The organism is Streptomyces sp. NPDC046465, assembly GCF_040646035.1.
GTDB lineage: Bacteria > Actinomycetota > Actinomycetes > Streptomycetales > Streptomycetaceae > Streptomyces.
Window position 1 is genome coordinate 224,992 of sequence record NZ_JBEYZK010000012.1, and the last position, 13,051, is coordinate 238,042.

Here is a 13,051-nt window from a genome sequence, read left to right on the forward strand (position 1 = left end):
TCGTGGCTGGTGGCCGCCCAAGCTCGACGGCCTGTGACCCCAGTCACTCCCTGCGTCTACCCACTCAGGAGGGGGTCTCGTCGTCCTCTTCGTCGTCAGTTTCGGCCAGCACGGGTGACGCGTGGTGCGACCACAGTTTCCAGCCGTCGGGTGTGCGCCGGAACACATTGGTGGCGACCACGAGCTGGCCCACGAGCGGGCCGAGTTCGCCGCCGCCCTCCGGGGGCGGGCCACCGCTGAGGATGTTCTCGGTGCACGTCACCAGGGCGGTGTCGCCGGTCACGCCGACCTTCAGGTCGGTGAGGAAGAACTGGATGTACTCCGTGTTCGCCATGATCAGCGCGTACGACCTGAGGACCTCGCCGCGGCCCCTGAGGACGGGCCAGCCGGGGTGGACGCAGGAGACGGTGTCCCCGGCGGTCGCCTCGGCCTCGCCGTCCTCGGCGGTGCCGTCGAGGACGTTGTCGGCCTCGGTCTCGGTCGTGGTGACCGTCCCGTCGGTGTCCGTGTCGGAGTCCAGCCACAGGTCGGACACCGCGTCGAAGTCGCCGCGTTCCAGCGCTTCGTAGAAGGCGGTGTTCGCGAGCTCGACCTGCTCGATGTCGGTCCGCGCCGCGGTCACCGGTGGCCGCCCGCCGCGCCCGTCACGGCACGGGCGACCCGGACCGCGTCGGCCGTGGCCCGCACCTCGTGCACGCGGACCGCCCAGGCGCCCTGGTGGGCGGCGATGGCGGAGACCGCGGCGGTGGCGGCGTCGCGCTCGCGGGCGGGCGGCGGGGCGCCCTCGGGGCCGGCGAGGACGCGGCCGAGGAACCGTTTGCGGGAGGCGGCGACGAGGATCGGGTGGCCGAGCTCGGCGAGCCGGTCCAGGCGGCCGAGGAGGGCCAGGTCGTGCTCGGCGTCCTTGGAGAAGCCGAGGCCCGGGTCGATGACGATGCGCTCGGGGGCGATGCCGCCCTCGATGGCGGCCGCCACGCGTGCGTGCAGCTCGGCGACGACTTCGGAGACCACGTCTTCGTACTGCGGCCTGGCATGTATGTCGGTGAGGAAGCCGCGCCAGTGCATGACGACGAAGGGGGCGTCCGCGGCGGCGACCGCCGGGACCATGCGGGGGTCGGCGAGGCCGCCGCTCACGTCGTTCACGAGGACGGCGCCGGCGGCCAGTGCCTGCTCGGCGACGGTGGCGCGCATGGTGTCCACGGAGACCGTGGCGCCCTCGGAGGCGAGGCCGCGCACCACGGGGACGACGCGCTTGAGCTCCTCGTCCTCGTCCACACGGGGGGCGCCGGGGCGGGTGGACTCGCCGCCGACGTCGACGAGGTCGGCGCCCTGCGCGACCAGGTCGATGCCGCGCTTGACGGCGGCCGTCGTGTCGAACCAGCGGCCGCCGTCGGAGAACGAGTCCGGCGTCACGTTCACCACGCCCATGACCGCACAGCGGTCCCACTCCGGCAGCCCCTGGACCGATCCCCGCCCGCGCAACGTACTCATGCCTCCAGCGTAGGCCCGCGAGGACAGGTGCTATGCCGCCTGGACCTCACGTTCCGCCGCCTGGTGCGGGCAGGGGCGGCGCTGCGCGGTGCCCCTGCGCAGCAGCCGGGGGAGGGCGAGGGTCACGAAGCCCTCGGCCTGCATGGCGGCGAAGCCGATGCGGGGCAGGTCCTTGCTGGAGCGGTAGACGACGAAGCGGGGCTCCCAGCGGGGGCGGAACTTCGCGTTGAACTTGTACAGGGACTCGATCTGGAACCAGCGGGAGAGGAAGACCAGCAGGCCGCGCCAGGCGCGCAGGACGGGGCCCGCGCCGATCTTCTCGCCGCGGGCGAGGGCCGCGCGGAACATCGCGAAGTTGAGCGAGACTCGAGCGATGCCGAGTTTCGGGGCGGCCTGCAGGGCCGCGACGATGAGCAGCTCGTTCATGCCGGGGTCGGCCGAGCGGTCGCGGCGCATGAGGTCGAGGGAGACCCCGTCCTTGCCCCACGGAACGAAGTGGAGGACGGCCTTCAGGTCGCCGTAGGAACCGGGCTCCTCGTCCGCCTTGTGCGCGGTGGCGATCAGACAGTCGCCGTCGTCCGGGTCGCCGATGCGGCCGAGCGCCATGGAGAAGCCCCGCTCGGTGTCGGTGCCGCGCCAGTCGTCGGCGGCGCGCTGGATCCTGGCGAGCTCGTTCTCGCCGAGGTCACGGATGCGCCGTACGCGCGTCTCGTAGCCATTGCGCTCGATCCGCTTGACCATCTGACGCACGTTGCGCATCGCACGCCCGGAAAGGGAGAAATCCCCGACGTCCACCACCGCCTCGTCGCCCAGTTCCAGGGCGTCGAGGCCGGTCTCGCGGGTCCAGACCTCGCCGCCCGTCTCGGAGCAGCCCATGACGGCGGGCGTCCAGGAGTGGGCCTTCGCCTCGTCCATGAAGCGCTCGATCGCGCCGGGCCAGGCCTCGACGTCCCCGATCGGGTCGCCGCTGGCGAGCATCACTCCGGAGACGACGCGGTAGGTGACGGCGGCCTTGCCGCTGGGGGAGAAGACGACGCCCTTGTCGCGGCGGAGCGCGAAGTGGCCGAGCGAGTCGCGGCCGCCGTGCTTGTCGAGCAGCACGCGCAGCTTCGACTCGTCGTCCTCGGTGAGGCGCGCGGCCGGGTGCTCGGGGCGGAAGGCCAGGTAGATGGTGGTGAGGGCGGTCAGCATGCCGAGGGCGCCGAGGGAGAAACCGACCGTCCAGGATGTGCGTCCGTAGTAATCGACGGGCCCTTCGAAGCCGAAGAGGCCGTAGAGGACGTGCTCCAGGCGCTCCGTGATGCTCGGGTCCCCGATGACCTTCCCGGGGTGGACGCTGACGATCACCAGGCCCAGAGCGATGGAACCCGCTCCGAGGAGGACGAAGTTGGCAAGCGCCCGCCAGCGGCTGCGCGGATCGGGCAGTGCCGTGAACTCACTCCGATGGCGCAACAGGAGCGCGAGAAGCGCGAGCGAGATCACCACGCCGATGATCGAGTGGCGGTACCCGAACTGCGCCACGGCGCCCACGGGCAGCAGCACCACGGCGGCCCGCCAGGCCCGGCGCTTGTGGCGCCGCAGGCCGTGCGCGAGCAGGAGCAGCAGGACGCCGGAGCTGAGCGCCATCGCGGCGGCGAACGGGCCGAGCGCGCCGGGCAGCACCTCGGCGATGGCGTGCATGCGGCTGTGCCGGAAGCGGGGGAAGACACCTGCCGCGACGTTGAGCAGGCCGACGAGCGTGCATGCTCTGGCGACGAGGGTCGGCACCGCCTCGGGCCGTGGGCCGCGCAGTATCCGGCGCAGCCGACCGCTGCGGTGGCGGTCCTCACTGTCCGGAACCCCGCCCGACATTTCCCCATCTATCCTGACAGACATCGCATCCCGTAGTTCTGCGAGAGACCTTGATTCCGGCGCCAGAACGGCATCCGGCAACATTGCGTTCTCTAGGACGGTCCTTCTGGGACACGGGTTCATTCCCGACCGGAAACCGCTGGAAAAGCTCTGGCAAGGACCCCGGTAAGCGCCGGCAAGGTCCGGGCCGGATCCGGTCAAGCCGCGGCACATGCGCGGCACAGGTAGAAAGCGCAGGCAGGAACACCCCATGGGTCTCACGAGCAACAAGGTCCTCGCCCTTGCGGTCTTGCTGGCGGTGCTGCTCTTCGTCGGCACGATCTGGCTCTGGCCGCGGCTCGCCCGCCGCAGCTGGAAGGCGATCACCGGCCGCGTCGGGCTGCTCATCGCCACCCAGGTCGCGATCTTCGCCTCGGTGGGCCTGTCGGCCAACCAGGCCTTCGGCTTCTACGCCACGTGGGCCGACCTCTTCGGCCAGGAGACGGCCCCCGGAGTGGTGGTCGACCACGATCCGGCCAAAGGAGCCGGTCCCGTCAAGGTCGTCGACACCCAGACCGTGAACGTGCCGGGAGGCAGCCGGCCCGCCGCCGGGGGCCAGATCCAGAAGGTCCAGATCGGCGGCAAGAAGTCCAACATCGCCAGCCCCGCGTACGTCTACCTGCCGCCCGAGTACTTCCAGCCGCAGTACAAGAACCGGAAGTTCCCCGCGGCCGTGGTGCTCACCGGCTACCCGGGCACCGCGGAGGCGCTCATCAAAGGGCTCCACTACCCGCAGACCGCCCACAAGCAGGCCGCCGACGGCAAGATGCAGCCGATGATCCTGGTCATGATGCGGCCCACGGTAGCGCCGCCGCGCGACACCGAGTGCGTGGACGTCCCCGGTGGCCCGCAGACCGAGACGTTCTTCGCCAAGGACCTGCCCGGAGCGATGGCGGATCACTACAGGGTGGGCGTCAAGCCCGAGAACTGGGGCGCCATCGGCGACTCCACGGGCGGCTACTGCGCCCTGAAGCTCGCCGTGCACCACCCCGAGGCGTACGCCGCGGGCGCGGGCCTGTCCGCCTACTACAAGGCGCCCCTCGACGTCACCACCGGCGATCTCTTCCATGGCGACAAGGAGCTGCAGCACCGCGCCGACCTGCTCTGGTACCTCGGCCACAAGCCGGCGCCCAAGACGTCCCTGCTGGTGACCAGCAGCAAGAAGGGCGAGGACAACTACGGCGACACCCAGAAGTTCATCAACAAGGTGAAGCCGCCCACGCGCGTCTCGTCGATCACGCTGGAGAGCGGCGGGCACAACTTCAACACCTGGCGCAGGGAGATCCCCGCCGCCCTGCAGTGGATGAGCGGACGCCTCAGCGACGACTGAGACGGCTCTGTACTGACCGACTGAGACGGCTCCGTACTGACCGACTGAGACAGCTCTGTACTGACGGCTCAGTCCGTGCCGATCGCCGTCACCGACTCAAGCTCGACCTCCGCGCGGGCGATGGCGCGCGCCTCCGCCGCCGTGGAGCGGCGCAGCGCCTCGTGCAGCCGGGCCGGGGTGAGCACGCCGAGGAACCGGCCCTCGCTGTCCTTGTCGATGACCGCGATCCACCCCGCGTCGTGCTGCAGCATCGTCGCGAACGCCTGCTTCAGGCTCGCGCCCACCGGCAGCCACGCCTCCATGCGGCGGGCGTGCGCGCGGACCGTGCCGCTGCCCACGCGCGCGTGCTCGGCGGAGATCCAGCCGTGCAGGTTGTTCTCGCCGTCCAGAACGACGGCCCAGCGGGCGTCGAGCTCCTTGGGCAGCGGGTCGTCGAGGTGCACCACGGGGGGCTGCTCCAGGTCGCCCTCCTCGATCGGTGTCACGGAGAGCCGCTTCAGGCCCCGGTCCGCGCCGACGAAGTCGGCCACGTAGTCGTTCGCGGGGGCGCCGAGGACCGTCGAGGGGGTGTCGAACTGCTCGACGCGGCCCTCTCCGTAGACGGCGATCCGGTCGCCGAGACGGACCGCCTCCTCGATGTCGTGCGTGACGAAGAGCACGGTCTTGCGCACCGCCTGCTGGAGGCGGAGGAACTCGTTCTGCAGGTGCTCGCGCACCACCGGGTCGACCGCTCCGAAGGGCTCGTCCATCAGGAGCACCGGCGGGTCGGCCGCCAGGGCACGGGCCACGCCGACGCGTTGGCGCTGCCCTCCGGAGAGCTGCTCGGGATAGCGGTCGCCGAAGACGGCGGGGTCGAGGCCGACCAGGTCGAGGAGTTCGGCCGCGCGCTCGCGGGCCTTGCCGCGCTTGACGCCGAGGAGATGCGGGACGGTCGCCGTGTTCTCCAGCACCGTTTTGTGCGGGAAGAGGCCGACCTGCTGGATCACATAGCCGATACGGCGCCGCAGTTGGACCGGATCGATTCCGGATATGTCGTCGCCGTCGACGAATATCCGGCCCGCGCTCGGTTCGATGAGCCGGTTCACCATTTTCATCGTCGTCGTCTTGCCGCAGCCCGACGGGCCGACGAGCGTGACCAGTTCACCCTCGGCGACCTCGAAGGACAGATCGTCGACGGCCGTGGTGCCGTCCGCGTAGCGCTTGGTGACGTGCTCGAACCGGATCATGGTTCCCCATTGTGGAGGGCGGTGGCGGGCTTTGCGTAAAGGCAGTGTTGCGGCCGTACAACGAGTCTCTGCGATTGTCAGTGCCGCGCGTTAGGGTCGCCAGACACGGGGGGACGTGTGTACGGCATACGTCCGGGGATTCGGGGGAGGTGGGGCGCGTGGCCGAGCAGAACTGTCTGGTGACGAACGACTGGATCTGCGGAGAATATCTCCGCACCCGCAGCCAGGAGTTGATCGATGCGACCCTGCAGCACGTGGGGATCACGGTCGTCTCCGTGGCGATCGGAGTCGCGGTGGCCCTGCCGCTCGCGCTGCTCGCGCGGCGCTGGCGTTTCCTCGCGGGCCCGATCCTCGGCGTGACGACCGTCCTCTATTCCATCCCCTCGCTGGCGATGTTCTCCCTGCTTCTGCCCCTCTTCGGGCTCTCGGCCTCCCTGGTCGTCACGGGCCTCGTGCTGTACAGCCTCACGGTCCTCGTGCGGAACATCCTGGCCGGCCTCCAGGCCGTCCCGGAGGAGGCGCGGGACGCCGCCCGGGGGATGGGGTACGGCCCGGCGAGGCTGCTGTGGGAGGTGGAGCTGCCGCTCGCGCTGCCCGCCCTGCTCGCCGGCGTCCGCATCACCACGGTCTCCACGGTCGCGCTGACGACGGTCGGCGCCATCGTGGACTACGGCGGCCTCGGCACCCTCATCCTCGACGGCCTCGACACGACCTTCAAGGCCCAGGTGCTCACGGCGTCGGTGCTCTGCGTGCTCCTCGCCGTCGCCGCCGACCTGCTGCTGCTCGGGCTCCAGCGGTGGCTGACGCCATGGACGCGAGCCCATCGAATACGGACGAGCCGCGCCGCGCGGAAGGCGTCCCCGGCCAAGGTGGCTGAGCCTGTATGAACGCGATATCCGGGGCGTACGACTGGCTGACCACCGGCGCCAACTGGCAGGGCGAGAAGGGGGTGTGGCACCGCCTCGCCGAGCACCTGTACTTCAGCGGTGTCTGCCTCGCCGTCGCCTGCGTCATCGCGCTGCCCCTCGCGCTGTACCTGGGTCACATCGGCAAGGGCGGCGCCCTCGCGGTCAACATCTCCAACGTCGGACGTGCGGTGCCCACCCTGGCCCTGCTGATCCTGCTCACGCTCACCCCGCTCGGTGAGCACGGCGACGCGCCGACCCTGATCGCGCTGGTGCTCTTCGCCGTCCCGCCGCTGCTGACCAACGCGTATCTGGGGATGCGCGAGGTGGACCGGTCGGTGGTGGAGGCCGCGCGCGGGATGGGGATGAGCGGCGGCCAGCTCTTCGCGCGGGTCGAGCTGCCGCTCGCGTACCCGCTGATCATGACCGGCGTCCGGTCGGCCGGTGTCCAGGTCGTCGCGACGGCCACGCTCGCCGCGATGGCGGGCGAGGGGGGCCTCGGCCGCATCATCACGGCCGGGTTCAACCTGCAGAACACGCCGCAAGTGGTGGCGGGCGCCGTCCTGGTGGCGCTGCTCGCGCTGCTCGTGGAGGGGGTTCTGGTGGTCGCCGGACGCCTCTTCGACCCGATGCGGCGCTGACGGTCCCGTACAGATGCGGCGCTGACGGTCCCATACCGCCAGTTCTGATTCGGTTCTGATTCTTTCTTCCTTTCGAAATGGTGGTTCACCGATGAACAGCAACACGCGTCGTGCGCGACGGATGGCAGGGGCGGCCGCGGCCGTCGTGGCGCTGACCGCTGGTCTCGCCGCGTGCGGCGGGGACGACCTGGAGTCGAAGGGCGACGGGGCGGACAAGGCGGGCGACGGCAGCAAGGGCTCGCTCGTGGTGGGCTCCGCGCGCTTCACCGAGCAGAAGGTGCTCGCCGAGCTCTATGTGGGGGTTCTGGAGGATGCCGGTTATGACGCGCAGGTCAAGACCGTGCAGAACCGCGAGATCTACAAGCCCGAACTGAAGAAGGGCTCGATCGACGTCGCGCCCGAATACGCGGCGACGCTCGCGGAATTCCTCAACCTGGAGAAGAACGGCCCGAAGGCGAAGCTCGTCGCCTCCAGCGATCTGGACGCCACGATGAGCGCTCTGGAGAAGCTCGCGGAGCCGCAGGGCCTGAAGGTGCTCCCGGCCGGCGAGGCGGTCGACCAGAACGCGTTCGCGGTCTCCAAGGAATACGCCGAGAAGCACAAGCTCAAGACGCTCTCGGACCTCGGCAAGTCGGGCGAGAAGGTCAAGATCGCTGCGGGCGACGAATGCGAGACCCGACCCTTCTGCGCGCCGGGCCTGAAGTCGAAGTACGGCATCGACGTCACCGGAATCGACCCCAAGGGCGTCGGCAACACGCAGTCCAAGCAGGCCGTCAAGAACGGCACGGACCAGATGCTGCTGACCACGACGACCGACGCGACGCTGAAGAACTACGACCTCGTGATCCTGGAGGACGACAAGAAGCTGCAGAACTCGGACAACATCGTTCCGGTGGTGAACGCGAAGGAGGCCGGGGGCAAGGAGATAGCCGCCGCGCTCGGGAAGCTGACCAAGACGCTCACCACGGAAGACCTCATGGAACTCAACCGGAAGGTCGACGAGGAGCGGCAGAAGGAAGCGGATGTCGCGCACGAGTATCTGAAGTCGAAGGGCCTGATCTGAAGTTGATCAAGAAAAGGACCGGGAAGTTCCGCGGCCGAAGCGGAAGTTGAGCGCTGAAGCAGAGCGGATGAGGGGCGATGAAGGGGTGGGGAGTTGTGGCGAGTTCTGGTCGTGATGCCTGCTTTTTGCCGGGCGGGGCACCAGACTTCGCCTACGCGCGGTAAGTTTCTGGCCATGCCACGTGGACGTCATCGCCATTCCCCACCCCTGCACAGGCTGCTTCCTCCCTCGACGGTCGCAGGCGTCTCGGTTCTCAGCGCCGGCAGCGCCTGGATGTTCGCGGAACCGATCGTGCTCCGCGGACTCGTCGCGGCCGCGGCGGCCGCCGCCGTCGTCGGCTCGGTCGTCATGCGCCGCTGGGACCAGGCGGCCGGCAAACGCGTCGCCGAACTCGGCCGGGCCCGCGCGAGCGACGAGTGGCGCTACGAGGAACGGATAGCCGAGGCCGAGGGCGACCTCGAGGAGTCCCGCGAACTGCGGGGCAAGCTGGAGACGAAGCTGCGCGCCAAGCGTGCCGAGCTCGCGGCACTGCGCAACGAGCACGCGGCGCTCCTGCGGCGGTACGCCACCGCCGAGACGGAGCGGGCCAGCGCCCTTGAGGGGCGGCGGCTGCTCGCCATCGAGGCGGCGTCCCCGGCGCCCGCGCTTCCGGCGGCGGGAGCGGGCGGCGGTACCGGTACCGGTTCCGGCGCGGAGGACTTGGTGCCCGCGGTGCGGGCCGGGGCGCCGGTGCCGAAGGCTCGTACGGAGGCTTCACCCCGTACGGAGGGTTCACCCCGCACGGAGACTGGTGCTGGTGCTGGTGCTGGTGCTGGTGCTGGTGCTGGTGTTGGTTCCGGTTCGAGTGGCGAGGCGGCCAGGGCTGCCGCCAGGCCTGGTGCGAGCCCCACCCCCGCACTCTTCCTGCGGGCCAACGCGGCGCTCGACCGCATGGCCCCGACAGCGGAGGACGATTCGCGGGGGAAGCCCGGGGCGGCCGATGGATACGGCGGGCACGAGCGCGCGGTCGCCGTCGCGCCGCCCGTGCAGGCGCGGCGCCCGGCACCCCAGGGCGGGTTCGACTTCTTCGGCACGAAGAACGTGGCGCCTGCCGCGCTGGAGTCCGTGCAGAACGAGGACCTCGCCGACGTGGTGGGCGAGGAGGCCCTCGCGGTCCACAAGGCGGAGGCCGAGGGTGAGTTCAAGAACGCGCCCGAGGCCGACGCGGCGCGGGGTGTCGGCCAGGTCATCGACCTGACGGCCCACGACGAGACGGAACAGATCGACGTGGCGGAGCTGAGGACGGCCCTGCGGGCGTGAGCGCTCCACCTCCGTAGCTCCACCTCCGTAGCTCCACCTCCGTAGCTCCACCTCCGTAGCTCCCCCGTCAGGCCATCCAGGGATCAGGCCATCCAGCGATCCGGACGCGCCGTCCTGCGGCCCGTCCGGGACCGGTCGGCCTGGGCCTGGAGAAGGCCGGCCGCCTCGGCCGCGGGACGCAGTCGGGCCGTCACGGTCTTGTTGGCGCCCGTGTCCACCCGTACGTCGGCCACGCCCTTGTACCGCTCCCACGGCCCCTGGGAGAGCCGCACGCTCTGCACCTTGGCGTGCGGCACGAGCGACAGGCGGCGCTTGAGCAGGCCGTGGCGGGCCGCGAAGACCTCGCCGGTGACCGCCAGGCCGTACCCCTTCCACCAGAACGGCACGCACCACGCCGCGCGCGCGGGCGGCGGGTCGAGGTCGGCCGCCACCGGCACCCGTACGCCCGGCAGGACCCGGCCGATCACCGCCTCCGCGTGTTCCCGCGGCGCGACCGGCACCAGGACGCCGTTGGCCGAGCCCGCCACGTCCAGCTCGACCCGCACCCAGCCGCGCCGCCGCCACAGCAGCGGCTGCACGATGTGCACGGTCTGCACGCGGCCCGGCGGCACTGTCTCGTGGGCCTTGTCGAGCAGTCCGTGGTCGATGCGGATGCCGTCCGGGGACTCACCCACCGTCCAGTCGTACTCCTTGATGAAACGGCCGCCGCTGCTCGCGAACGCGCCGCCGATCATGGGCAGAGCGGTCGCGAGGACGGTCCAGGCGTTGTGCGTGGCGAGCCAGAGGAACGTGGGCACCACGGCCGCCGCCAGGAGCAGCGCCCAGGGCCCGCCGGTCAGCAGCAGCGAGACGGCGAGCATGCCCGGCTGGACGCGCAGCAGGTCCCGCACGGGCGCCTCGCCCACCTCACGCGCCTCCTCGGGGGCGAAACCGGCCGCCCGCGCGAGGAGTTCGGCACGCAGTCCGGCCGCTTCCCGTTCGCCGAGGAAGGCCAGCTCGTCCTTCTTCTCCGCGCCGACGACGTCCAGCTTGAGCTTGGCGACGCCCGCGATACGGGCGAGCAGCGGGCGCGTCACGTCGACGGCCTGGAGCCGGTCGAGCCGGATGTGGGCGGTGCGCCGGAAGAACAGGCCGGTGCGGATGCGCAGTTCGGTGTCGGTGACCGAGAAGTGCGTGAACCACCAGCTCAGGAAGCCGTACACGGCGCCGCCGATGACGATGGCGGCGCTGGCCAGGAGCAGGGTGGTGGCGGTCAGTTCGGAGAGGCGCTGCTGGGTGCCGTTCGGGTCGTGGACCGCCCAGCCCACCAGGATCGCGAAGGGCGCCCACGCGCGGCGCAGCGGTGTGACGGGGTGCAGCCGCCGCTCGGGCGACGCGCCGTCCGTCACCGGGCGGTCTTCGTCACGGGCTTCCCGTACGTCGCTCACAGCCCCGCCGATCGGGCCTCGCCGAGCTCGGTCAGGCGGTCGCGCAGCCGCTCGGCCTCCTCGGGGAGCAGTCCGGGGATGCGCGCGTCGGTGGCTGCCGCCGCGGTGTGCAGCTGGACGCTCGCGAGGCCGAAGCGCCGCTCCACGGGCCCCGATGTCACCTCGACGAGCTGCATGCGGCCGTACGGCACGACGGTCTCCTCGCGCCAGAGCACGCCCCGGCTGATGAGCAGGTCGTCGGCGCGCTCCGCGTACCGCCACGAGCGCCAGTTCCGCCCGAGGACCGGCCAGCCCCAGGCCACGACGGCGAGCGGCAGCAGTGCGAAAGCGGCCCAGGCGGGCCCCGCGAACAGGCCGAGCGGCACGCCGACGGCCGCCGCGAGCGGCACCAGCCAGACCACCAGGAGGAGCCGCCGCAGCCTCAGCAGTCCTCGCGGCAGCCCGGCCCATTCCGGCTCGGTCCGCTCCGGCTCGGTCCGCTCCGGCTCGGTCCGCTCCCGTGCCGGTCCTGCGGCCCCCGCTGCCCCCGCTGTCCCCGTGTCCATGCCTCAAGCGTACGTAGCGCCTCTGACACGGCGACGCGTGCGAGAGACTGTGGCCATGAGTCCCACGACGGAGACCACCACGGAGACCGCCACAGAGACCACGCTCGGCATCGGCGGAGCGGCCGAGAGCACCGACATGGTGCTCAACATCGGCCCCCAGCACCCGTCCACGCACGGTGTGCTCCGCCTCCGCCTGGTCCTTGACGGCGAGCGCATCCAGCACGCGGAGCCGGTCATCGGCTATATGCACCGAGGCGCGGAGAAGCTCTTCGAGGCCCGGGACTACCGGCAGATCGTGATGCTGGCCAACCGGCACGACTGGCTGTCGGCGTTCTCGAACGAGCTGGGCGTCGTCCTCGGCGTGGAGCGGATGCTCGGCATGGAGGTCCCCGAGCGGGCCGTCTGGATGCGCACGCTGCTCGCCGAGCTGAACCGGGTGCTCAACCACCTGATGTTCCTCGGCTCGTACCCGCTCGAACTGGGCGGCATCACCCCGGTGTTCCACGCGTTCCGCGAGCGCGAGGAGCTCCAGAACGTGATGGAGGAGATCTCCGGCGGCCGCATGCACTACATGTTCAACCGGGTGGGCGGCCTCAAGGAGGACCTGCCCGCCGGATGGGCCACCCGCGCGCGGGCGGCCGTCGCGTCGGTGCGCTCGCGCATGGACGTGTACGACCGGCTGGTGCTCGGCAACGAGATCTTCCGGGGCCGCACACGCGGCGTGGGCGTCCTTACGCCCGAGGCGGTGCATGCCTACGGAGTGAGCGGTCCCATCGCGCGTGCCTCCGGAGTCGACTTCGACCTGCGCCGTGACGAGCCGTACCTGGCATACGGCGAGCTGCAGGACACCCTCAGGGTCGTCACGCGCCAGGAGGGCGACTGTCTGGCCCGTTTCGAGTGTCTCCTGGAGCAGACCCACGTCGCCCTCGACCTCGCGGACGCCTGTCTGGACCGGCTCGCGGACCTCCCGCAGGGCCCGATCAACCAGCGCCTGCCAAAGGTCCTCAAGGCCCCCGAGGGGCACACGTACGCGTGGACCGAGAACCCGCTCGGCGTCAACGGCTACTACCTCGTCAGCAAGGGCGAGAAGACCCCGTACCGCCTGAAGCTGCGCTCGGCCTCGTACAACAACATCCAGGCGCTGACCGAGCTGCTTCCGGGGCAGCTGGTGGCGGACATGGTGGCGATCCTGGGGTCGCTGTTCTTCGTGGTCGGGGACATCGACAAGTAGCGC

At 70.8% G+C, this 13,051-nt stretch carries 12 protein-coding genes; 6 read left to right on the top strand and 6 right to left on the bottom strand.

All coding sequences use genetic code 11. The features are described from left to right. Positions 1-64 precede the first annotated feature (64 nt). From ABZ953_RS20600 to ABZ953_RS20610, 3 genes are read right to left on the bottom strand one after another with little or no spacing between them, the layout of a single operon-like run. Positions 65-622, bottom strand: coding sequence for a nuclear transport factor 2 family protein (locus ABZ953_RS20600; protein ID WP_361725682.1), 558 nt, complete (start codon positions 620-622; stop codon positions 65-67). Beyond that, a complete protein-coding gene (gene folP, locus ABZ953_RS20605; protein ID WP_361725685.1) occupies positions 619-1,491 on the bottom strand; it encodes a dihydropteroate synthase in 873 nt (290 codons plus the stop codon). Before folP ends, ABZ953_RS20600 begins: the two co-directional genes overlap by 4 nt. Before the next feature lie 30 nt (positions 1,492-1,521). Further along, the gene (locus tag ABZ953_RS20610) at positions 1,522-3,342 is read right to left on the bottom strand and encodes a phosphatidylglycerol lysyltransferase domain-containing protein (RefSeq protein ID WP_361725688.1); all 1,821 of its coding nucleotides are present in this window, start codon (positions 3,340-3,342) and stop codon (positions 1,522-1,524) included. A gap of 250 nt (positions 3,343-3,592) precedes the next feature. Between ABZ953_RS20610 and ABZ953_RS20615 the strand changes: the two genes are divergently transcribed. Then, the gene (locus ABZ953_RS20615; protein ID WP_361725691.1) at positions 3,593-4,711 is read left to right on the top strand and encodes an alpha/beta hydrolase-fold protein; all 1,119 of its coding nucleotides are present in this window, start codon (positions 3,593-3,595) and stop codon (positions 4,709-4,711) included. A 68-nt stretch (positions 4,712-4,779) separates the two neighbouring features. Here the strand turns inward: ABZ953_RS20615 and ABZ953_RS20620 are convergent, their stop codons facing one another. After that, complete coding sequence (locus ABZ953_RS20620) at positions 4,780-5,937, bottom strand: betaine/proline/choline family ABC transporter ATP-binding protein (RefSeq protein ID WP_361725694.1); 1,158 nt, start codon at positions 5,935-5,937, stop codon at positions 4,780-4,782. A gap of 158 nt (positions 5,938-6,095) precedes the next feature. Between ABZ953_RS20620 and ABZ953_RS20625 the strand changes: the two genes are divergently transcribed. From ABZ953_RS20625 to ABZ953_RS20640, 4 genes are all read left to right on the top strand, one after another. Next, positions 6,096-6,824 (top strand): ABC transporter permease, encoded by a 729-nt coding sequence (locus tag ABZ953_RS20625; RefSeq protein ID WP_361725697.1) that lies wholly within the window; start codon positions 6,096-6,098, stop codon positions 6,822-6,824. Continuing rightward, on the top strand, positions 6,821-7,483 hold the full coding sequence (locus tag ABZ953_RS20630; protein WP_361725700.1) for an ABC transporter permease: 663 nt from the start codon (positions 6,821-6,823) through the stop codon (positions 7,481-7,483). Before ABZ953_RS20625 ends, ABZ953_RS20630 begins: the two co-directional genes overlap by 4 nt. A gap of 91 nt (positions 7,484-7,574) precedes the next feature. Beyond that, entirely contained in the window at positions 7,575-8,546 is a 972-nt protein-coding gene (locus ABZ953_RS20635) for an ABC transporter substrate-binding protein (RefSeq protein ID WP_361725703.1), read from the top strand. 174 nt (positions 8,547-8,720) lie between these two features. Further along, positions 8,721-9,845, top strand: a complete 1,125-nt coding sequence (locus ABZ953_RS20640) for a hypothetical protein (RefSeq protein WP_361725706.1) — start codon at positions 8,721-8,723, stop codon at positions 9,843-9,845. A gap of 83 nt (positions 9,846-9,928) precedes the next feature. On the opposite strand, the gene ABZ953_RS20645 is transcribed toward ABZ953_RS20640, so the two are convergent. Together ABZ953_RS20645 and ABZ953_RS20650 are read right to left on the bottom strand one after the other, a co-directional pair. Continuing rightward, positions 9,929-11,272 carry a PH domain-containing protein gene (locus tag ABZ953_RS20645; protein WP_361725709.1) on the bottom strand — a complete coding sequence of 448 codons (1,344 nt, stop codon included), beginning with the start codon at positions 11,270-11,272 and terminating at the stop codon, positions 9,929-9,931. Then, a complete protein-coding gene (locus ABZ953_RS20650) occupies positions 11,269-11,817 on the bottom strand; it encodes a PH domain-containing protein (protein ID WP_361725712.1) in 549 nt (182 codons plus the stop codon). Before ABZ953_RS20650 ends, ABZ953_RS20645 begins: the two co-directional genes overlap by 4 nt. 55 nt (positions 11,818-11,872) lie before the next feature. Here ABZ953_RS20650 and ABZ953_RS20655 point away from each other — a divergent pair, with 55 nt between their 5' ends. Then, complete coding sequence (locus ABZ953_RS20655; protein ID WP_361725715.1) at positions 11,873-13,048, top strand: NADH-quinone oxidoreductase subunit D; 1,176 nt, start codon at positions 11,873-11,875, stop codon at positions 13,046-13,048. Positions 13,049-13,051 lie beyond the last annotated feature (3 nt).

Excerpts from the sequence above, each read along its gene's own strand:
- folP (WP_361725685.1), bottom strand. The coding sequence starts at position 1,491 with ATGAGTACGTTGCGCGGGCGGGGATCGGTCCAGGGGCTGCCGGAGTGG.
- ABZ953_RS20610 (WP_361725688.1), bottom strand. The coding sequence starts at position 3,342 with ATGTCGGGCGGGGTTCCGGACAGTGAGGACCGCCACCGCAGCGGTCGG.
- ABZ953_RS20615 (WP_361725691.1), top strand. The coding sequence starts at position 3,593 with ATGGGTCTCACGAGCAACAAGGTCCTCGCCCTTGCGGTCTTGCTGGCG.
- ABZ953_RS20620 (WP_361725694.1), bottom strand. The coding sequence starts at position 5,937 with ATGATCCGGTTCGAGCACGTCACCAAGCGCTACGCGGACGGCACCACG.
- ABZ953_RS20630 (WP_361725700.1), top strand. The coding sequence starts at position 6,821 with ATGAACGCGATATCCGGGGCGTACGACTGGCTGACCACCGGCGCCAAC.
- ABZ953_RS20635 (WP_361725703.1), top strand. The coding sequence starts at position 7,575 with ATGAACAGCAACACGCGTCGTGCGCGACGGATGGCAGGGGCGGCCGCG.
- ABZ953_RS20640 (WP_361725706.1), top strand. The coding sequence starts at position 8,721 with ATGCCACGTGGACGTCATCGCCATTCCCCACCCCTGCACAGGCTGCTT.
- ABZ953_RS20650 (WP_361725712.1), bottom strand. The coding sequence starts at position 11,817 with ATGGACACGGGGACAGCGGGGGCAGCGGGGGCCGCAGGACCGGCACGG.
- ABZ953_RS20655 (WP_361725715.1), top strand. The coding sequence starts at position 11,873 with ATGAGTCCCACGACGGAGACCACCACGGAGACCGCCACAGAGACCACG.